General features: G+C 66.3%; 17 protein-coding genes. 9 read left to right on the forward strand and 8 right to left on the reverse strand.

Annotation, left to right across the window (positions count from 1 at the left end; translation table 11 throughout):
* Positions 1–115: 115 nt before the first annotated feature.
* Both ACOCMM_RS03690 and ACOCMM_RS03695 read right to left on the reverse strand, forming a co-directional pair.
* The gene (locus ACOCMM_RS03690) at positions 116–1,168 is read right to left on the reverse strand and encodes a LacI family DNA-binding transcriptional regulator (protein ID WP_419551840.1); all 1,053 of its coding nucleotides are present in this window, start codon (positions 1,166–1,168) and stop codon (positions 116–118) included.
* On the reverse strand, positions 1,165–2,862 hold the full coding sequence (locus ACOCMM_RS03695; RefSeq protein ID WP_419551841.1) for an alpha-amylase family glycosyl hydrolase: 1,698 nt from the start codon (positions 2,860–2,862) through the stop codon (positions 1,165–1,167). Before ACOCMM_RS03695 ends, ACOCMM_RS03690 begins: the two co-directional genes overlap by 4 nt.
* A 573-nt stretch (positions 2,863–3,435) precedes the next feature.
* On the opposite strand from ACOCMM_RS03695, the gene ACOCMM_RS03700 reads away from it, so the two are divergent.
* Together ACOCMM_RS03700 and ACOCMM_RS03705 are read left to right on the forward strand one after the other, a co-directional pair.
* A complete protein-coding gene (locus ACOCMM_RS03700) occupies positions 3,436–3,972 on the forward strand; it encodes a YbhB/YbcL family Raf kinase inhibitor-like protein (RefSeq protein ID WP_419551842.1) in 537 nt (178 codons plus the stop codon).
* A 70-nt stretch (positions 3,973–4,042) separates the two neighbouring features.
* Positions 4,043–5,782: a hypothetical protein gene (locus ACOCMM_RS03705; RefSeq protein WP_419551843.1), complete on the forward strand. Its 1,740-nt coding sequence runs from the start codon at positions 4,043–4,045 to the stop codon at positions 5,780–5,782.
* 33 nt (positions 5,783–5,815) lie between these two features.
* Here the strand turns inward: ACOCMM_RS03705 and ACOCMM_RS03710 are convergent, their stop codons facing one another.
* Positions 5,816–6,208 carry a hypothetical protein gene (locus ACOCMM_RS03710; RefSeq protein WP_419551844.1) on the reverse strand — a complete coding sequence of 131 codons (393 nt, stop codon included), beginning with the start codon at positions 6,206–6,208 and terminating at the stop codon, positions 5,816–5,818.
* A gap of 15 nt (positions 6,209–6,223) precedes the next feature.
* Positions 6,224–6,937 (reverse strand): alkylhydroperoxidase-related (seleno)protein, encoded by a 714-nt coding sequence (locus ACOCMM_RS03715; protein ID WP_419551845.1) that lies wholly within the window; start codon positions 6,935–6,937, stop codon positions 6,224–6,226.
* 215 nt (positions 6,938–7,152) lie between these two features.
* Here ACOCMM_RS03715 and ACOCMM_RS03720 point away from each other — a divergent pair, with 215 nt between their 5' ends.
* Positions 7,153–8,082 (forward strand): Dyp-type peroxidase, encoded by a 930-nt coding sequence (locus ACOCMM_RS03720; protein WP_419551846.1) that lies wholly within the window; start codon positions 7,153–7,155, stop codon positions 8,080–8,082.
* Between the two features lie 133 nt (positions 8,083–8,215).
* On the opposite strand, the gene ACOCMM_RS03725 is transcribed toward ACOCMM_RS03720, so the two are convergent.
* Genes ACOCMM_RS03725 through ACOCMM_RS03735 form a run of 3 tightly spaced genes read right to left on the reverse strand, consistent with a single transcriptional unit; the run spans position 8,216 to position 9,768 of the window.
* A complete protein-coding gene (locus ACOCMM_RS03725) occupies positions 8,216–9,004 on the reverse strand; it encodes an enoyl-CoA hydratase/isomerase family protein (protein ID WP_419551847.1) in 789 nt (262 codons plus the stop codon).
* A gap of 36 nt (positions 9,005–9,040) precedes the next feature.
* The gene (locus tag ACOCMM_RS03730; RefSeq protein ID WP_419551848.1) at positions 9,041–9,454 is read right to left on the reverse strand and encodes a type II toxin-antitoxin system VapC family toxin; all 414 of its coding nucleotides are present in this window, start codon (positions 9,452–9,454) and stop codon (positions 9,041–9,043) included.
* Entirely contained in the window at positions 9,451–9,768 is a 318-nt protein-coding gene (locus tag ACOCMM_RS03735) for a type II toxin-antitoxin system prevent-host-death family antitoxin (RefSeq protein WP_419551849.1), read from the reverse strand. Before ACOCMM_RS03735 ends, ACOCMM_RS03730 begins: the two co-directional genes overlap by 4 nt.
* A 172-nt stretch (positions 9,769–9,940) precedes the next feature.
* Between ACOCMM_RS03735 and ACOCMM_RS03740 the strand changes: the two genes are divergently transcribed.
* Positions 9,941–11,128 carry a phytanoyl-CoA dioxygenase family protein gene (locus ACOCMM_RS03740; protein WP_419551850.1) on the forward strand — a complete coding sequence of 396 codons (1,188 nt, stop codon included), beginning with the start codon at positions 9,941–9,943 and terminating at the stop codon, positions 11,126–11,128.
* Between the two features lie 38 nt (positions 11,129–11,166).
* On the opposite strand, the gene ACOCMM_RS03745 is transcribed toward ACOCMM_RS03740, so the two are convergent.
* The gene (locus ACOCMM_RS03745; RefSeq protein WP_419551851.1) at positions 11,167–12,063 is read right to left on the reverse strand and encodes a LysR family transcriptional regulator; all 897 of its coding nucleotides are present in this window, start codon (positions 12,061–12,063) and stop codon (positions 11,167–11,169) included.
* An 83-nt stretch (positions 12,064–12,146) separates the two neighbouring features.
* On the opposite strand from ACOCMM_RS03745, the gene ACOCMM_RS03750 reads away from it, so the two are divergent.
* The 5 genes from ACOCMM_RS03750 (at position 12,147) to ACOCMM_RS03770 (ending at position 18,711) form a co-directional block, all read left to right on the forward strand.
* Positions 12,147–13,457: an FAD-dependent oxidoreductase gene (locus ACOCMM_RS03750; protein ID WP_419551852.1), complete on the forward strand. Its 1,311-nt coding sequence runs from the start codon at positions 12,147–12,149 to the stop codon at positions 13,455–13,457.
* A gap of 212 nt (positions 13,458–13,669) precedes the next feature.
* Complete coding sequence (locus ACOCMM_RS03755; protein WP_419551853.1) at positions 13,670–13,942, forward strand: sarcosine oxidase subunit delta; 273 nt, start codon at positions 13,670–13,672, stop codon at positions 13,940–13,942.
* Positions 13,939–16,803: a 2Fe-2S iron-sulfur cluster-binding protein gene (locus tag ACOCMM_RS03760; RefSeq protein ID WP_419551854.1), complete on the forward strand. Its 2,865-nt coding sequence runs from the start codon at positions 13,939–13,941 to the stop codon at positions 16,801–16,803. Before ACOCMM_RS03755 ends, ACOCMM_RS03760 begins: the two co-directional genes overlap by 4 nt.
* Positions 16,796–17,404, forward strand: coding sequence for a hypothetical protein (locus tag ACOCMM_RS03765; RefSeq protein ID WP_419551855.1), 609 nt, complete (start codon positions 16,796–16,798; stop codon positions 17,402–17,404). The genes ACOCMM_RS03760 and ACOCMM_RS03765 overlap by 8 nt, the downstream gene beginning before the upstream one ends.
* Positions 17,405–17,823: 419 nt before the next feature.
* Positions 17,824–18,711 (forward strand): ABC transporter substrate-binding protein, encoded by an 888-nt coding sequence (locus ACOCMM_RS03770; protein WP_419554819.1) that lies wholly within the window; start codon positions 17,824–17,826, stop codon positions 18,709–18,711.
* Positions 18,712–18,827: the final 116 nt, after the last annotated feature.

Genomic DNA, 18,827 nt, shown 5'->3' on the forward strand with positions numbered 1-18,827 from the left:
TGCAGTCACCGTGCCGGAAGCCTAGCGCGATAGCCGAACGCGCGAGCCGGCCGCGGACGTGCTGCACCGCTCGACGGGACTGCAGATCGTTCAACTGCTGCGTGCGAGGTCGTGCTCAGTCGATTCGAAGCGGCCCGACCGACTCACGGACGATGAGTTCAGTTTGCAGCTGTATGTGCTGCGGCGCAGCGGAATCCGATCCGAGCATGCGCAGCACGAGTTCCGCAGCGGCAATTCCCTGCTCGGCGACATGCTGCCGGACGGTGGTCAATCCAACGAGCCGGCTCTGATCGTGGTCGTCGACGCCTACAAGCGACACGTTTTCGGGTATGCGCAGGCCGAGGTCGCGTGCAGCGAGCATGGCGCCGAAGGCCTGCTCGTCGCACATGGCGAAGATCGCACTCGGGCGCTCCGACGAGCTCAACAGCACATGTGCTGCCCGACGTGCCTCGGCCCAGTTGCTGCTCGTCGTTGCGGTCAGTGCCGGGTTCAGTGTCAGTCCTGCCTCGGCATGCGCCCGGGCGTAGCCCTCGGCCCGATGGCTGGGAACGTAGCCGCTGTCGAGGCTGAGCAGTCCAATGCTGCGATGACCGTGGTGAAGCAGGATCTCGGTGGCTGCGCAGCCGACCGCAACGTTGTCCACCGTCACCGAGCTGAGCGCCCTTGTCCGAAAGCCGACGCTCACAGCGCACCCGCCTTGCGCGAGGAATGCATCCGCGTCCGATTCGTCCAAAGGGACGTCGATAAGCACCACCGCATCGCTGCGGCCCGATCTCACGCCGTTCAGCTCGATGAAGCGTCGTCTCTCGTCCACGCTCGCGACGCCCGACAGCAACAGGTCGTATCCCGCTGAGGCAGTCTCGCGGCCCAGCGCCCCCACCATCGTCGCGTTGAACCACGTCGCCGGGTCCGGCACGGCCACGGCGATCGTGTTGGTCGTCCCTGCAGCCAGCCGCGCGGCAGGCAGGTTGGGGCGATAGTCGAGCTCCGCTGCAGCGGTATGCACCCGCTGCCGGGTAGCGGGGGCGACGTGCGGAAGGCCTCGCAGCGCACGGCTGACTGTTGCGGTGGATACTCCCGCTGCTCGAGCGACATCGCCGATGCGGATCACGTGACCGCCGTTGGGCGGGTGCTCACTGCCAGCGTCCGCGAGCTGGTCTGCACTCATGTCTGCCACACCACGGCGCTGGCTGGGGCGAGCACGCGGGTGCCGCTCGATGAAGCGTCAGCGCATGGACTGGGATTGTCGGCATATGGGTGCCGGCAGGCCAGGGCAGAGTCGTACAGCTCCGTCGCAGCGGCGGGAGCCTGCACCTCGTGGGAGTTCTCACCGAGGTTCGCAGCGACGACAATGCGGCCCCGGCGATACGAGATGATGGGCCCGTTGTCGTTGTCGGTCCACTCGACAGCGGATGTGCCGTTGGCGAAGCTTGGCCGCACCCGCCGTTGCACCTCCAAGAGCTCCTGGTAGGCCCGCAGCCACGAGCGTCCGTCGCCCTCCTGCACAGCGGCCGTCTCGGGGTGAGGACGCTCCGCCGAACGCAGCCACGGCTCGACGCCGGAAAAGCCGTTGTAGCGGCTGGCGCTCCAGGGCATCGGCGTGCGACAACCGTCACGCCCAGCGCTCACGTCGCCATCGGGGCCGACGGGGTCGAGCTTGTCTGCCGCCGCAACTTCGCCATCGCTCAGGCCGAGTTCTTCTCCTTGGTACAGCACGAAGGTGCCGGGCAGGAAGGCCGTCAGCACGTTGAGGACGAGCGTGCGAGCTGCGCCCCAGGGGCCTCGAGAGCCGGTCGCCCCGGCGCCGGTGTCGGGCGGCGCGAAACGCGTCGGTGCGCGGGGCATGTCATGGCTGCTCGCGGCCCACAGCAGCCGGCTGACCAAGGTGTCGGACGGGGCCTGGAGCGTCTCGCGGACTGCATCCGGCGCCCACTCGATGTGCATCGGTGCAAACCAGTAGCCGCCGTGCATGCCGTCGGACGGCAGCAGGTCGTCCATGCCTCTGGGGTCGAGGTGGTACGTCTCGCCATGCAGAAAGGCCCCGTAGATGTCGCAGATGATGCGCCATCGCCGGAACACGTCCTGGCTCTCTGGTTGGAAGACGTCGTGGAGGTGTTCGAAGCAGTCCCACTGCTCCCAGCGTGAAGCCCGCGGCGGAATGGGCTGCAGTTGCGGGTTGGGGCGCAGGCGTTCGTCCTTCACGAGGCCTCCCGCCACATCGACGCGGAAGCCGTCGACACCGCGATCCAGCCAGAACCGCAGGATGTCGTCCCACTCGGTTGCGACTGCTGGATTGCGCCAGTTCAGATCGGGCTGCGACGGCAGGAACAGATGGAGGTAGTACTGGCCCGAGGCGGGTTCCAGTGTCCACGCCGGCCCACCGAAGTAGCTCACCCAATTGTTGGGCGGGCCGCCGCCGGGGGCCGGATCGCGCCAGATGTAGTAGTCGCGGTAGCGCTCGCGCTCCGCTGCGCCCGAGTTGCCGAGTGCCGCTTGGAACCAGCGATGGTTGCTGCTGGTGTGATTCGGCACCAGGTCGGCGACGATGCGGATGCCGCGGTCGTGCGCTACAGCTACCAGCCGGTCGAACTGCTGCAGGTCGCCGAAGAGCGGGTCCACATCGCAGTAGTCGGCCACGTCGTATCCCCAGTCGTCCCCGGGCGACGGGTAGAACGGCGTGATCCAGACGAAGTCCACGCCGAGGCGCTCTAAGTAGTCCAACCTCTCGATGATCCCGCCGAGGTCGCCCACGCCGTCGTTGTCAGAATCAGCGAACGAGCGCAGGTACACCTGGTAGCCGACGGCGTCGGCCCACCAGCGCTGCAGCGTGCCTGGGGCAGTGGTGGGGCTGCGGCGCTTCACGATCACCTCAGGTTGTTGAACGCGCAGTTCTGGCGAATGCCGACGTCGGTGCCGGACGTGTCGTGACTCCGTGGCGATGTACTGATGCCCGTCATTCTGCCGCGTGACTGCAACCGGTTGCGGCATGTCCCAAAGAGTGTGCCGCCCCGTGTCTCGACGGCTTCGACGCAAATGTGCCCACGACAAAGACCGGCCCGCAGAAGCGGGCCGGTCCTTGGTCTGTCAGTTTGGGTTGTGTGATGTGCAGCCCAGGGTTTACACCCCGAGCGGTGAACACGTGGCCTGTCTAGTGCAAAACGGTGAGCGCGTGCCAATTCGTTGCCCGCGATATCGGTGAAGATGCTGCATAGGAGCATGAAACGACTCACCGCACGAGTTCCATCCCGCGCGCGATTTTCGCGGCGGATCGCGGCAATGCAGCGCCCTCTCGCAACGTGCAGCGACTGAATTCCAAACGAATAGTGTCAAGCGCGGCCGTGTGGACGGTCTCGGGGCAGCTGCAACGGCCCGATCGCCGAACGCACCCTGTGCCCCACGATGATCGAATCAATGAGCAACAGAAAGGCGTCTGCCATGTCACAACCTCCGAGTCCTTACGACTTTCTTCCTGCGGTTGCATCGTTCGAGGTACGAAGCGACGACGTAGCAGAGGGACAGATGCTGCCGATGCCGCAGGTTTCGGGCATCTTCGGTGCTGGCGGCGAAGACCGGTCCCCGCACTTGGCGTGGTCGGGAGCGCCTGAGGACACGCAGAGCTACGCGGTCACGTGCTTCGACCCCGATGCGCCGACCGGAAGCGGGTTCTGGCACTGGGTGGTGTTCGACATCCCCGCGTCGTGCACCGAGCTCGCCTCGGGTGCTGGCGACACCGAAGGCAGCGGATTGCCCGAAGGCGCCCAGCAGCTGTGCAACGACGCCGGGATGGATGGCTACCTGGGCTCGGCGCCGCCTCCGGGTCATGGCCCTCACCGCTACATGTTCGCGGTGCACGCGTTGAGCGTGCCCTCACTGCCGATCGACACGAGCGTCTCGCCGGCGATCTGCGGTTTCAACATGTTCGGCACGACGCTGGGCCGCGCCCTCATCACACCCGTCTACGAACAGAGCTAGCCATGACGGCCGGAGATGCCCGCTGTGGCGATCCGGTGCCACAGTCCCGAACCGATGGCGAGGCGGTCCGATGAGCGGTGCGGACATTCACCGCAGTGGATCGCCCGTGGTGTATCGGGCCATGTGGAACGACGATCGCCCCGGACTGCACGAACTCGCAGCGCGATCATTTCGCAACTGGGCGACGTGGATTCACCCACAGCTCGGCGGTGGTGATTTTGAGCCAGCCGAGCAGCACCCACCCGAGGGCGCCGATGAGCGAAATGGCTCGGCAGGGTCCGGAAGCGGAGATGCCGATGCGGTCAGGGTGAACCTGCGACGGGAGACCGCAGCGCATGGAGGCGTGTCCGAGACGTTGCTCGAGCTCGAGCAGGAGGCGCCGGAGAGCCAGTCCATCGTTGTGCTTCGCGTGCTCACCAACGGCCGCGAGGGCTGGGTCTGGGTCGACGTGCAAATGCCGACGGATCAACCGGCGGCATCGAGTGCCAGCGGCGTGCATGAGCTGGTGTGCGCTCTCCTCGACGACGCCGAAGCGGGCGGGGGCCGACCGAGGCTCGGAGGCGAGCGCATCGGGACGAGGCCGATAGCGGTCGAGCCGACGCGTCAGCAGGTGGTTCCGCTGGCAGAAAGGCTTACCGGTTCGTCCCGCGAGGTGCCCTATGTCGTCATCGCGCACGACTACCTGGACGGCCCGGGACCGACCATGGCGCGCGCCCGCACGACGGCCCGCCAGCTCGCTGGCCTCGCACGGGTGTATGTCCTTCCGGCTCAGACCATCAACCCGTTTCAGGTCGTGATGGGCGCCGATCTCGGCGTGCAGCCCGGCGAGGCGCGGCTGTACCTGCCCGGTGAGCACGAGCCGCACCGGCACCGGACGTTGGCCGCCGAAATGGTGCGCAGCGATCCGACCGAGACCGGTCGCTGGTTCGGCCGATTGCTGCAGTCGACCCTCGTAGCCAAGGAGCCGCCCGAGTTGTACCGCCGCTCCCAGCAGCTGCTCGGGGAACGCCGTGAACTGCTCGAACCGTCGCCGGACACCGATGCAGCCGAGCGCGTCGAAGCGCTCGAGACCGAGGTAGAGGCCGTTTGGAAAACCCTCTACCAGACGCGTGAGGAGCGGTCTGCGTCACGAGCCGAGTGCGACGAGCTTGCCCAGCAGATCCTCGACATGCAGGAGGAACTCGAGCTGGCTCAGCTTCGGGCCGAGGAGTTGCAGGAGACCCTCATCGACAAGGAACACAAGATGGTCGAGGTGCTCGTGCGCGCCGGCGAGGCCGGCGTGGCATTGGACATCGATGCTTCGGGCAAGAAGTACCCGCAGGTGACGTCAGTGCGTCAGGCGCTCAAATTGGCGAGAGCCAATCTCCTGAAGGTCGAGATTCCGCCTGAGGCCGAAGCGCGCGTCGTCGAGCTCGACAACGCCATCGAAGCGCGGTCGTGGGCTCGCAGCGTCTTCGACGGATTGCTCGCTCTGGAGGCGTACGCACACTCGGGAGTGGGCTTCGGCGATTTCCGCGAGTGGTGCAAGTCCAGCAAGCATCCACGTGCGTGGTACGCCAATTCGAAGAAGCTCGCGATGCGCGAGTCTGAGGAGGTCATGCGACGATCTGAGCTGAGCCGCCTGCGCGATATGCCGGTGTCATTGCGCGTGCGAAACTCTGGGCGCATCACGATGGAAGCGCACCTCAAACTGTCAAACGGATCGCTGGCGCCGAGGCTCTATTTCTACGACGACACCGGCAGCAACACCGGCAAGGTGCACGTGGGCTACATCGGCCCGCACCTGCCGACCAAGCGCTTCAGGTCCTGACGCCAGCTCGGCGGGCGACGCCCGCTGTTGACGCTACGTGCGGTCTGAGGAACCGCTGGCGCCTTGGCGCTCGCCTTGAGGATCGCGGCGCGTCACGAAGTCGTTGAGGCCGCAGGCCTCGCGCACGGATCTGGTCATGTCGTAGGTGCCTGGATCCAGCGGGGTGCCGGTGCCGTCGGCGACGCGGGTCATCATGTGGAAGTTGGCACTGACGGCCACAGCATCGACCATGACGTCGGCTCCTGCAGCACCGACCACAGCGGCACGCGCTGCAGCCGTGGCCTCGCTGTCGCCTTCCCACATCGCCTCCGCGAGGCGCACCAGCAGGGCGCCGTGCTGCACTCCGCCGTCGCCCCCGTCAGAGCCGTTGACGGCGTCGTAGCCGACGTCCATGTCCTTCTGTTGGCCGCTCAGACCGAGCAGCATCGCGTGGGCGGACGTTCAGTAGAAGCACTCGTTGAGCTTCGATGTTCTCGCCGCGAGCAGCTCGATCTGCGGCCGGTTCAGCGAGTTCTGATCATTGATCAGCTCGCCGCGCACTCGCTCCATCGGCACGTATTGGGCGTCGGAGAGGATGAAGAGCGACTCGTTCTCCGCTGGTACGGCGCTCAGGGCCTTGATGACGTTGGGCATTTTGATGTCGGCAGTGGGAACCCAGTGGTACTTCACCGCCGCGGACGCGCCTTCCGTCGTCGGTGGACCGTCGGCGGGCTCGTCCAGATCGATCCGCGGCAGCTCCAAAGCGTCTGCGAACCGATCGACGCAGTTGGCCTGCGCGACCACGCCCACCAGTTCCACGTAAGCCAGGGGATCGACGCCGCGGTCGATGATCGACTGGTACCAGTCCTCGGTCAGCGTTCCTGGATGGTTGGTGATGCGCCAGATCGCGTCGACGGCGGCGGTGGGCAGGGGGCCGTCGGCATCGACAAGACCCTCGATGCTGCTGGGCTGGACCCACGGAGGCAGCACCTCGCTGGCCTCGGTGCGATGGTCGCGCGCTGCCCTCACTTGCCGCACGATCTCCGCACGCTGGGCTGCTGCCCACCAGGTTCCCGGCCGGGCCCAACGTGTCGAGACCTCTCCGTGAGCGGCTGCGAGATCGTCCCGGATGGGCAGCTCAGTGTCGTAGGTGCGATGTGGTGCCGCGATGCTCATGAGTGCTACTCCGCCGGTCGGGGGCAGTGACAATCGTCACATGCTGGCATACGTCGAGCAGTTAGGCAGCAGCTGCGTCAACCAGTGGGAAGCGGGGGTGCGCGCCCCGCAGCGATTCGCCTACGATCAGCCCCGCAATCTCGCTGCAGCGCCGCCCTAAGCGTCGCCCGGCGGGGTCGCTATCGCTTGCACCACCGACCCCTCAAGGAGCACAGATGCCAACGCCGCAGAAGGCCATCTTCAACGAGATGGGTGCCAACCAGTGGTACGTCCACCTGAGCCGCGTCGAGGGTGCCGACCTCGGCGTGATCACGTCCGCGCTCGTCGACCTGCGAGCTGCGTGCGACGCAGACGGCATCAACCTGACGCTCGGCTTCGGACCGGGACTGCTGCCGGAGCTCACCGACGACGTGCCGGACGATTTTCAGGCCTACGTCACGGTGCAGTCCGAAGACGGTTCGGGGCGCGAAGCCAAGGGCACACAGGAAGAGCTGCTGCTGTGGCTGAACCACGACGCCAAGGACAAGGTGTGGAAGGCGCAGTACGACGCACGCACCGCGCTGGCCGGCCACATGGCCGTTGCCCGTGAGACGCCGACGTTCATCTACGGCGACTCGCTGGACATGACCGGTTTCAAGGACGGCACCGGCAACCCTGCCGACGAGGACCAGCCCGCCGCGGCGATCGTCCCCGACGGCGAGCCCGGTGCAGGCGGCGCCCACATCATCGCCCAGCGCTGGGTACACGACCTCGACGGCTGGAATGCCCTGTCCGACGACCAGCAGGAGAAGAACTTCGGTCGCCAGAAGTACCCGGAGATCGAAAAGACCGACACCCAGGAGCCGTACAGCCACCTCAGCCACGTTGAGCTGCGCGCGGATGGCAACCACGGCAACGAGGGCAGCGACAAGATCAACGAGATCGCTCGCCGCTCCACGCCGTACGCGTTCCACGACGGCACCGTCGGGCTGTACTTCATGGCGTTCTGCAAGGATCAGGCACCGCTGCGTCGGCGTCTGCGCCGGATGTACGGCCTCGACGACGCCAACGGCGTCCGCGATGCCATCACAAGCTTCTCGAACCCCGCGTCGGGCTCGTTTTACTTCGCGCCCAGCGAGGAAACCCTCGACGCCATCACCGGCTGAGAGGCTCAACGCGGAGGTGCGCCCGCTGCGGAGGCGGCAGGGCCCTCTGCTCCGGGAATCCAGCCGGTTCCAACCTCGCAGAGTTCCCTGCCGCATCCGCAGCTATGACATCTGTGCCTAGCCGCTCGCGCTCTTAGGAGCCGTCCTCGGATTGGTCGCGGAACCACTCGCGGGCGGATATCGAGGCGATCGCCTCGAGTGCGAGGCCGGTGTGCAAGTCGTCGGCCATCGCTCGCCGCAAGGGGCGCACCAGCGCGTGGCGCGTGTTGCGTAGCAGGATCGGGTTGAGTCTGGCGAGGTCCGCTGCGATCTCTTGGGCTCGGGCCATCAGCCCGTCGGCAGGCAGGACTTCGCCCACGATGCCGAGTTCGTGAGCTTCGGCCGCATCGATCTGCTGGCCGGTGAGCAGGAAGTAGCGGCCGCGGTTCGGCCCCAGCAGCAGCGGCCACACGATCTGCATGCTGTCGCCAGGCACAAGGCCGCCGGGGAAGTGCGGCGCGTCTTGGAAGTAGGCGTCCTCGGCGGCCAGCACGACGTCGCACAGCACGGCGAGCTCGGAATGCACGGTCACCGGGCCGTTCACCGCCGCGATCATGGGCACCTCGATGTCGAGCATCTGGTCCACGAGGCGGTTGCCCTCCCAGATGATGCGATCCCACACGGTGGCATTTGCCCGCCCTTCGGCGAGCGCGTTGATCTCGTCGGGCAGTTCGATGAACGACTCGCCGGTGCCGGTGAGAATCACCACCTTGATGTCTCGATCTGAGGCCAGCGCCATGAACAGCTCTGGCAGTTCACGATGCGGACGGCCGCCCCACTGCAGCGGCCCGCCGCGGGTGTGCATGCGGACGGTCACGACCCCGGCATCATCCCGGGTCACCTCCGCGGTGCGAAATCGGTCTGCGTACTCTGCGAACTCCATGGGCTCATGCTCGCAGAACCGCTGCCGGTGCGCCCGCTACTCCCAGGGATTGATCACCCTGAGGTCGAGACCGGTGAGGTCGTTCGTATCGCGCGTCGCCAGCGTGAGATGGTTCACCGACGCAGTCGCAGCAATGAGTGAGTCGCTGATCGTAAGGGCGCGGCCAGATCGGCGAGCGAGGACCCGGAATTCGGCTGCGCATACCGATTCAGCTTGACCTATTGGCAAGACATGGTCACTGGCATCTGCGATGAATGATCGGATGGCCGCGGCGAGATGGTCACGTCGACGCCCGCTCGGCATCTTCCGAATGCCGTACTCGAGTTCGTGGACCACGATCGCGGAGAGCCAGAAGGACTGCGGTGCCGCCAAGAAGGCGAGCACCTTCTCATCGGGTATCGGCCGGGTTGCCTCCGAGACGACGTTGGTGTCGAGGAGGATTCCGCTCACTCCTCGATGCCCTCGGCGAGGAGCAATGGGTTGGGCCGGTCCGAGTGGCGGTCGGGAAGTTCGAGCTCGTAGCCACGTGGCATGTTCTCGATGAGCCACCGTCCCAAGTGCACCTCGGGTTCTGAGTGTTGCTCCCACAGGTCTTCGGGGACGACGACGAACGTCTTGCGGGTTCCTATGCGTTGGGGACCCTCTTCTTCAGCGCACCTCAAGATGTGGGACAGGCGCGCTTTTGCTTCCGCAACGGTCCACACCCGCGTACCAGTCGTCGGGCGCTCGGCGACGTCGGTGACCATGGGTTCACTCTCTTCCATCGTAGATAGTCTATATAGGACTAGTTCCGTGTAGGGCCGTTCGTCTTGGAAGGGCCTCAGGGCCGACCGAGCCTGTCACGACTACCATTTGTCGAGCGAGTGAATTTCCCGCACCCGGGGACCGGGCGTGACCGGAAGACCCATAAAGGGGGACTCGTCTTGGTGGTGTGTGATGACTGACGTTGCGGATCCGATTCAGGCAGCCGATGCGCCGACGAGGGAGCAGCATCTCGCGGGCATGGCGCAATACCTGGCGGGCGGCGAAGAGCGAGCCCGCCTCATCGGCAACAAGGGTCCCGTGCGCTTCGGCCCCGACGGCAAGCTGCACCCTGACATCGCGGACGCTTACTGGGAACACGGCTTCTACGTCTTCGAAGGTGTCGTGGGTGCTGATGAGATCGACGAGCTGCGGGCTGATGTCGGCGAGGTCATCGAGGGGGCTCCTGTGCGCAAGGGCGCCGACGCGGACAAGCACGGCCGGCCGGCACTGGGGCGTGACTACGCCGTAGAGCCCTACATCCACGTCGCACCGCTGTCGGACCCGTGGGGCGGCACCGACGCCTTGGCGGGCCGCCATCAGGTTCAGATGGACCAGCCGGTCCCCGACGCCGACGCCCCGCCCGACGTCGTCTACCTGATCTTCGGCATGTGCCAGTCCATGCCGTCCGCATTGCGGCTGTACGGGCACCCGGATCTGATGTCGATCGCCGAGAGCATCAACGGCCCCGATTTCGTCCCCTACAACGACGCCATCTTCGTGAAGGAACCGGGGCTCGGGGGCTCGGTGGCTTGGCATCAGGACGGCGTCACCCACTGGGACAACCCGAATTGGGACATGGGCATTCACGGCTTCAACTTCCAGGTGCAGCTGTACGAGACCACCGCGGCGAACGCGCTATGGGTGGTCCCTGGCACGCACAAGGTCGGGCGCATTGACCTGCGAGAGAAGGTCGCCCGCAACGGCGGGAGCGTGATGCTGCCCGACGCCATCCCGCTGCTGTGCCAGCGCGGCGATGCGACCGTGGTCAACCGGCACATGGTGCACGGCTCGTACGCCAACACTTCTGCGGAACCGCGGATTTCGGTGACGTTCGGATTCCACCGGCGGTCGTCCGTCGTCGGAGTGGCAGGCCAGCTGCGCGTGAGTGCGCGTGACGCGTCCGTCGTCTACGACGAGGAGCGAGTCTTCAAGCGTTCGTCGGTGATCGCGGTGGCAATTGACGCCCGGGCTCAGCATCGCTCCGACGAACGGCGCTACACCTACGCCCCCTTCGTCGGCCTTGAGGACGACTTCCGCTACAACGCCGAGACCTTCGATCGCGTCATCCGCGACTACAACCTCAACGATCTCGCCATCTGACCAAGCCCGCTCTTAACCCGGGTGCCTCCTAAGAGCGCTCAGGCCGGAGGTTGCGGGTCGTAGAGCTCGGCCACGACTTCGAGAGCGTGTGACACCAGGGGCAACGGCTCACCGGCGCCCCGGAGCAGCAACAGGGACACCGAGGCAACTGAGTCTTCCAGCGGCACGTAGTGCAATCCAGGCGGCCGGAATGTCTGCACCCCCGCAGGCACGATCGCTACTCCCTCGCCCGCAGCGACAAATCCGAGAATGGTCGTGTACTCCGTCGCCTCGATCATGGGGTCGTAGTTGACGCCTTCAGCGGCGAGCATTCCCGCCAGCACAGCGTGCAGGCTCGGCGACGCGCTGCGGTCGAATCCGATGATCGGCTCGCCGGCGAGGTCGCGCAGACATGCCGAACTCGACTCAGCCAGACGATGGAACGCGCCGGCGGCCAGCAGCAGCCGCTCATGCATCACGAGGGTTGCCTCCACATGGGTGGAATCGGCGACTGCCCTGCCGATGCCCAAGTCGATGCGCCCGGCGCGCAGGGCCTGTGCCTGCTCGTCGGAGCTCAAGGTGTGCAGCTCGAAATCGACGCGGGGGCGCCGCCGCCGGTACTCGGCAAGCACACGTGGCATCACCTCGTAGGCGGCTGAGTCGACGAATCCCACCCGCAGCGTGCCGGTCTGGCCTCCCCGGCGCTGTTCCATGAGGCGCTCCACGCCGTCGGCAGCAGCCAGCAGGCGCACAGCCTCTGGTAAGAGGAACTTCCCCGCATCGGTGAGGGTCACCCGCCGGGTGCTGCGGTCGAAGAGCGCTGTGTCGAGCTCACGCTCGAGCAGCCGGATCTGCTGGCTCAGCGGCGGCTGGGACATCAGCAGCCGATCGGCGGCACGACCGAAGTGCAGTTCCTCCGCCACGGTCGTGAAATAGCGCAGGCGCCTCAAGTTCACTTCGCAATTATATGCGTTGAGTCTGAATCAATCGGATATTGATACTTTGCCTCACCGAGAGAGGTCTCTACGCTCGTACGGCGATGACGGCAATCGCCCGCTGGATCCGGCGGCGGCCACCCAGGTACTCGGCTGCGGCGTTGGCCTGGAAGGGCTTCCGTGGCCAGAGCTGGCCACGCGTCTGGCGTGACACCGATCTGAAGCGCTCCTACGACGCGGTGGTCATCGGCGGCGGTGTGCATGGCCTGGCCACCGCCTACTACCTGGCCCGCAACCACGGCATCAAGAACGTCGCCGTGCTCGAAAAGGCCTACCTGGGCAGCGGCGGGTCGGGCCGCAACACCGCCATCATTCGTTCCAACTACCTCACCCCGGCCGGCGTGGCGTTCTATGACCGATCCGTGCAGCTCTACAGCTCGATGGCCGTCGACCTGAACATCAATGTGATGTTCAGCCAGCGCGGCCACCTCACCCTCGCCCACTCCGACAGCTCCCTGCGCACGATGCACTGGCGGGCCGAGGTCAACAAGCTGCAGGGTGTCAACTCCAGCGTCATCGGCCCCGACGAGATCAAGAAGGAGGCTCCGAGCCTCGACACGTCCGATCACCCTCGCTACCCGATCCTCGGGGCGCTCTACCACCCGCCCGGCGGCGTTGTTCGCCACGATGCGGTGGTCTGGGGCTACGCCCGGGCCGCCGACCACATGGGCGTCGAGATGCATCAGCAAACCGAGGTCACCGACATCATCTGCACTGGCGGCGAGGGTCCTGACGGCAAGGGCCCCGGAGGCCGTGTAACTGGCGTCCGCACCAACCGAGGCGACATCTCAACCCCGGTCGTGGTCAACTGCACCGCTGGCTGGGCGTCGCTCATCTCGGCCATGGCCGGCATTCGGCTGCCCATCACCACCCATCCGTTGCAGGCCGCTGTCACCGAGCCGGTGAAGATGTTCCTGCCCACCGTGGTGGTGTCGGGGTCGCTGCACGTGTATATGAGCCAGACCGACCGGGGCGAGCTCGTATTCGGTGCTGCGGTCGACCCGATCGCCACCTACTCGGTGCGCGGCTCGCTCGAGTTCACCGAGGAACTGGCCGGTCATGTGCTCGAGCTCATGCCCGGCATCTCGCGCATGCGCGTGCTGCGCCAGTGGTCGGGGCTGTGCGACATGACGCCCGACTACTCGCCGGTGATGGGCTTCACGCCCGTGGACGGCTTCCTGGTGGATGTCGGCTGGGGCACCTACGGATTCAAGGCGGCCCCGGTGTCGGGTGAGCAGATGGCCGAGGCGGTGGCCACCGACAAGACGCCCAAACTGATCGAGGCCTTTGCCCTCAGTCGCTTCGAGAGCGGCGAGCTGGTGGGCGAAAAGGGCGCAGCGGCGGTGGGTCACTGATGGTGCTCGTACCCGTTCCCAACGGTGCCGTTGTGCCCACCGCCGCCGTCGCGAGAGTGGTGGGTCACTGATGGTGCTCGTACCCGTTCCCAACGGTGCCGTCGTGGCCACCGCCGCCGTCGCGAGAGTGGTGGGTCACTGATGGTGCTCGTACCCGTTCCCAACGGTGCCGTTGTGCCCGCCGCCGCCGTCGCGAGAGTGGTGGGTCACTGATGCTGCTCGTGCCTTGCCCTCACTGCGGCCCGCGCAACTCGGCCGATCTCCGGTACGGAGGCGAGTCGCACGCTCGCCCCGACCCCAACACGGCCTCCCCCTCGCAGTGGCGGAGCTACCTGTACCTGCGCGACAACCCGGCCGGGTGGCTGCGCGAGACCTGGTACTGCGCGTCGGGCTGCCGCCGGTGGTTCACGATCGAACGCAACACCGCCACCAACGAGTTCCGGGATCCGCCTCTGCCGGGTGACAAGCGAGGCGGTGCGGCATGACAATGAGCCGGCAGGGCGTCCAGCCCACCGAGGTGATCGACCGGGCTGCCAAGCTGCGCTTCAGCTGGAACGGCAAGCGGTTCAGCGGGTTCGAGGGCGACACGATCGCCTCAGCGCTGGCCGCATCGGGCGTCAATGTGTTCTCGCGTTCGATGAAGTACCACCGTCCCCGCGGCATCCTCACGGCCGACTATTGGGACCCCAACTTGATGGTCCAGGTGGGAGACGACCCCAACGTCAGGGCAGGCCATCGCTTGCTGGAAGCCGGCATGGACGTCCGCTCGCAGAATGCGTGGCCGTCGCTGAACCGGGACCTGAAGGCGGCGAACGGCCTTCTCGGGCGCTTCCTGTCGGCCGGCTTCTACTACAAGACCTTCATGCGCCCGCAGTGGCTCTGGCCCACCTACGAGCGGGTGCTCACCACGTTTGCGCCAGGCGGCAAGATCGACATCGACACCCCTCACGGCTACCACGACAAGCGCTACACCCATCCCGATGTGGTGGTGGCCGGCGCCGGGCCAGTCGGCATCGAAGCAGCTCTGGCTGCGAGCGAGGCCGGCGCCGGGGTGCTGCTCGTCGAACACGAGCATGCGGTGGGCGGCCATCTCCGCTATTCGAGTGACGCCGCCGACCGAGCCGCGCTGGCCGAGCTGCGAGGGGCGCTCGAAGCCTCCGACATCGAGGTGCTGACCGACTCAACGGTGACGGGGCGGTATGAGGACAACTGGCTCGGCATCTGCCAGCGCAGCCACCCGATCGCGGTAGAACGGCTCATCAAAGCCCGGGCCAAGACCCTGGTCGTGGCTCCCGGACTCATCGAGCGGCCCTACGTATTCGAGGGCAATGACCGGCCGGGCGTCATTACGTCGGGAGCAGCCCGGCGCCTCATCAATCTGTGGGGAGTCAAGCCGGGTGAGCGGGCGGTGGTGTTCACCGCCAACGCCGATGGCGATGCGGCTGCGACCGACCTGGAGCGGGCCGGGGTGGAGATCGCAAGCGTGATCGACGGCCGCGAGGGTCGCCGAGTCAGCGCAACTCAGGGTTCTTCCCGAGCGGTCAATGCCGTGATCGCCGACGCAGGGCTTGCCAGCAATAGGCGCATCGATGCCGACCTGTTGGTCGTGGCCGCCGGCTGGACCGCCCCGACCTCACTGCTCAACATGGCGGGCGACCGTCCCGTCTACGACGCAGCCACGGCCCGATTTTTCCCGTCCGACCCACCGAGCAACATCCTGGCAGCAGGGGGCCTTGCCGGCGACGGAAGTCTTGACCAGCTTCGTTCCCATGGCACCGCTACGGGCCGCCTCGCCGCGGCCCGAGCCGCGACCGTGCGCCATCGCCTGCAGGCCCGCACGACCAGAGCGCTCCCGGTGGCAGGCGGTGAGCCCGCCTGGGCGCCCGACGAACGGGTAGCGCTGGGCCGTGACGCTCATCCCGAGCTGTACCGCTCCGACACCCACGGCATGGTCGACTACTCCGAGGACGTCGGCTCCAAGGACCTCGTCGCCGCCACCAAGGAGGGGTACGACTCGGTCGAGCTGGCCAAGCGCTACACCACGGCCACGATGGGACCCTCGCAGGGCAAGCTGGAGACGGTCAATACCGTCGCGGCGATAGCAGAGGCCCGGGACGAGACGATCGCCGAGGTCGGCACCACGGTGTGGCGACCCCCTTATGCACCCCTCACGCTGGGCGCGCTCGCCGGCCGGGTCTTCGAGCCGGTTCGTGTCTCGTCCATCCATCCATGGCACGAAGCCAACGGCGTGACCACCATTCAGGCCGGCCAGTGGATCCGCCCGGATCACTACGGCGATCCCGCCGCCGAAGTGCGCAATGTCCGTGAGAATGTCGGGCTCATCGATGTCACGCCGCTGGGCAAGCTCGACCTGCGTGGCCCCGACGTCCCGAAGCTGCTCAGCCTGCTGTATGTCAACAAGTGGATGAAGCTGGACGTGGGTCGGGTTCGCTACGGAATGATGTGCGCTGAAGACGGGGTGGTGCTCGACGACGGTGTCACCGGCCGCCTTGGCCCCGACCACTACGTGATGTCCACTACCAGCTCGGGCGCGGGCGGCGTGTGGGAGTGGGTGGAGAATTGGCTCCAGACCGAGCGGCCCGACTGGCAGGTCCATGTGACCCCGGTGACCACTGCCTACGCCAGCATCAACGTGGCCGGCCCCAAGTCGCGCGAGCTGATGAGCCGCGTCACTGAGGGAGTGGACCTGTCGCCCGAGGCCTTCGGGTACATGACCGTCCGTTCGGCCACAGTCGCCGGCGTGTCGGGCTGCTTCATGTGGCGCATCGGCTTCACCGGCGAGCTGTCGTTCGAGCTGCACGTGCCCGCTGGCCACGGCTTGGGGGTGTGGGAGGCCTTGATGGACGCGGGCCGAGACCTGGGCGTCGGGCCCTTCGGCCTGGAAGGTCAGCGCATCATGCGTCTCGAGAAGGGGCACTTCATCGTGGGCCAGGACACCGACGGGCTGACCCTGGGTCCCAGCACCGGCTTGGGCGCCCTCATCAAGCTCGACAAGGACGACTTCGCCGGCAAGCCCGAGCTGGCCTGGGCGGCCGACCGGCAGCTCCCGCAGGTCGTGGCCATCCAGCCCGACGACCCCCGCATCGTTCCCGATGAGGCAAGCCAGATCGTGCGCGGCGAGACCAACGAGATCCTGGGCCGGATCACCTCGTCGCGGTTCTCACCCACGCTCGACCGGTCGATCTGCCTCGGGCAGGTCGAGCCCGAATTGGCGGCTGGCGGCACCAAGCTGACGGTGCTGCTCATCTCCGGGGAGCGCATCAGCGCCACTGTGATCGACCATCACGCCCATTTCGATCCGGCCGGGGAGCGTCTCCGTGGCTGACGCCCGATCACGTGAGGTCTCGGCGTCCGAGAGCCCGGCCTTCGAGAGCCCGGTGGTGCGGAGCTACCCGGCGGCGGAAGCGGGAGACCTGACGCTGTCCGATGTCAGTGCCACAACCAAGTGGCTGGTCCGGGCCGGTGCACAGGGACCGGCAGCCGACTTGCTCGGCGCGAGGTTCGGGTCGTCGCAGGTCGCGCCCTCCGGTGCGCTGGTGCTGGGTTCCCGGCCCGGCGAGTGGATCGTGCTCGGCACTTCATCGGGGGTTGCGGCCGCGGTTGCTGAGCTTGACGGGCTCGACTCCCAAGAATTCATGTCGGCCTTGGACTGGACCCACAGCCGGGCGATGTTCCGTGTGACCGGCCGCGAGTCGGCGCGGATGCTGGAGAAGGTCTGCAGCCTGGACTGGGCCGATCCGATGACGCCCGACGGTGCAGTGTCGTCGGCCTCGGTGGCCAAGGTCACCTGTGACATCGCCCGCAACGACACCGACGGCGCACCCTCCTACCTCATCTTCTGCGACAGGTCGTTCGGCCAGTACCTCTTCGATGCCTTGATTGACGCCGGCAACGAATTCGGCCTGTCTGTCGCTGCTGCCTCCTAAGGCACCGACGGCACCTCACGTGCGCCAAGAGCGCTGACGTTCATGCGGCCGTGGCATATTTCAGTCATGAGTTATGTTCATGAAACTATGCTATTATATGGTTCTAGGTCGCATCACCGTTGGGAACACCACAGCTGTCGTCACCATGGTGACTACTGACTGCGAGGGCAGGGAAACCGGATCGCTCTTGGGGCCTTTGGTTGACGACGGCGTGGCTGTGGACCAACACAGATCGACAATTGAGGCAATGTCTCGAATTGGAGGAACCCATGTCCCGTTTACGAACGACAGCATTGGCGCTGCTGGCTCTCGCGTTGCTGGCTTCGGCCTGCAGCAGCGACGACGACGAGGCGTCCGTCGCGACGGACGCTCCAGCCGCAACGGAAGCAGCGGCAGCCCCTGCGACGACGGAAGCCGAGATGGCGATGGAGGATTCGTCTGATCCGATCCGGATTCCGCTGCACAACTGGTCGAGCCAACTGGTTGGCGCCGAGGTTGTGGGCGGCATCTTGGAGGAGGCCGGCTTCTCGGTCGAGTACGTGCCGTCTGACAGCCAGGTGGTGTACCAGTCGATGTGCGATGGCGACATCGAGTTAGTGCACGAGGTCTGGGAGGGTGCCTTCGGCGTTGCCTTCCAAGAGCAGGTTGATGCCGGCTGTGTACTGGATTTCGCCACCCACAACGCGGTCACGCGTGAGGAGTGGTGGTACCCGATCTACGTAGAGGACCAGTGCCCTGGGCTTCCGGACTGGGAGGCTCTGAACGCCTGCGCTGCGATCTTCGCGACGGCTGAGACCGGCGACAAGGGCCGCTTCCTGGGCGGTCCAGTGGACTGGCTCAAGGGCGACGCGGAGCGTGTCGAGGGCCTCGGGATGGACTTCGAGGTCATCAACGCAGGTTCGGCGGCGACACTGTGGGCGGAACTGGACGCGGCTTCGGTGGACGAGACGCCGATCGTGCTGTTCAACTGGACGCCGAACTTCGTGGAAGCCGTGTATGAGGGCAACTTCATCGAATTCCCGACGTTCGAAGATGCCTGCCGCACCGATCCCGAGTGGGGCATCAACTCCGAGTTGACCCATGACTGCGGCAACCCCGCAGACGGTTACCTCAAGACCGGCGTCGGCATCCACTTCCCGGAGACGTGGCCGACGGCCGCGGCCATCGTGCAGCGCATGGACTTCACCAACCCGATGCTGGCTGCCATGGCTGCGGCGGTGGACGTGGACGGCAAGGAGCCATCCGAGGCTGCCCAGGAGTGGTTGGCAGCCAACGAAGACCTCTGGCGGAGCTGGATCGACGGCTAGAGGCTCAAGCGGATAGGCAACGAATCCCTCCCCATTGCGTGTGACCTGTCCGATCAGCCTGTGAGTCAGCCCGCGGCATGCCACAGGAAGCCAGCAGAAGTTAGGGTGCCAGCCGG

It is taken from the genome of Candidatus Poriferisodalis sp. (assembly GCF_965198245.1).
Classification (GTDB): Bacteria; Actinomycetota; Acidimicrobiia; order Acidimicrobiales; family Poriferisodalaceae; genus Poriferisodalis.

Excerpts from the sequence above, each read along its gene's own strand:
- ACOCMM_RS03690 (WP_419551840.1), bottom strand. The coding sequence starts at position 1,168 with ATGAGTGCAGACCAGCTCGCGGACGCTGGCAGTGAGCACCCGCCCAAC.
- ACOCMM_RS03700 (WP_419551842.1), top strand. The coding sequence starts at position 3,436 with ATGTCACAACCTCCGAGTCCTTACGACTTTCTTCCTGCGGTTGCATCG.
- ACOCMM_RS03705 (WP_419551843.1), top strand. The coding sequence starts at position 4,043 with ATGAGCGGTGCGGACATTCACCGCAGTGGATCGCCCGTGGTGTATCGG.
- ACOCMM_RS03710 (WP_419551844.1), bottom strand. The coding sequence starts at position 6,208 with ATGCTGCTCGGTCTGAGCGGCCAACAGAAGGACATGGACGTCGGCTAC.
- ACOCMM_RS03715 (WP_419551845.1), bottom strand. The coding sequence starts at position 6,937 with ATGAGCATCGCGGCACCACATCGCACCTACGACACTGAGCTGCCCATC.
- ACOCMM_RS03720 (WP_419551846.1), top strand. The coding sequence starts at position 7,153 with ATGCCAACGCCGCAGAAGGCCATCTTCAACGAGATGGGTGCCAACCAG.
- ACOCMM_RS03725 (WP_419551847.1), bottom strand. The coding sequence starts at position 9,004 with ATGGAGTTCGCAGAGTACGCAGACCGATTTCGCACCGCGGAGGTGACC.
- ACOCMM_RS03735 (WP_419551849.1), bottom strand. The coding sequence starts at position 9,768 with ATGGAAGAGAGTGAACCCATGGTCACCGACGTCGCCGAGCGCCCGACG.
- ACOCMM_RS03740 (WP_419551850.1), top strand. The coding sequence starts at position 9,941 with ATGACTGACGTTGCGGATCCGATTCAGGCAGCCGATGCGCCGACGAGG.
- ACOCMM_RS03750 (WP_419551852.1), top strand. The coding sequence starts at position 12,147 with ATGACGGCAATCGCCCGCTGGATCCGGCGGCGGCCACCCAGGTACTCG.
- ACOCMM_RS03755 (WP_419551853.1), top strand. The coding sequence starts at position 13,670 with ATGCTGCTCGTGCCTTGCCCTCACTGCGGCCCGCGCAACTCGGCCGAT.
- ACOCMM_RS03760 (WP_419551854.1), top strand. The coding sequence starts at position 13,939 with ATGACAATGAGCCGGCAGGGCGTCCAGCCCACCGAGGTGATCGACCGG.
- ACOCMM_RS03770 (WP_419554819.1), top strand. The coding sequence starts at position 17,824 with ATGGCGATGGAGGATTCGTCTGATCCGATCCGGATTCCGCTGCACAAC.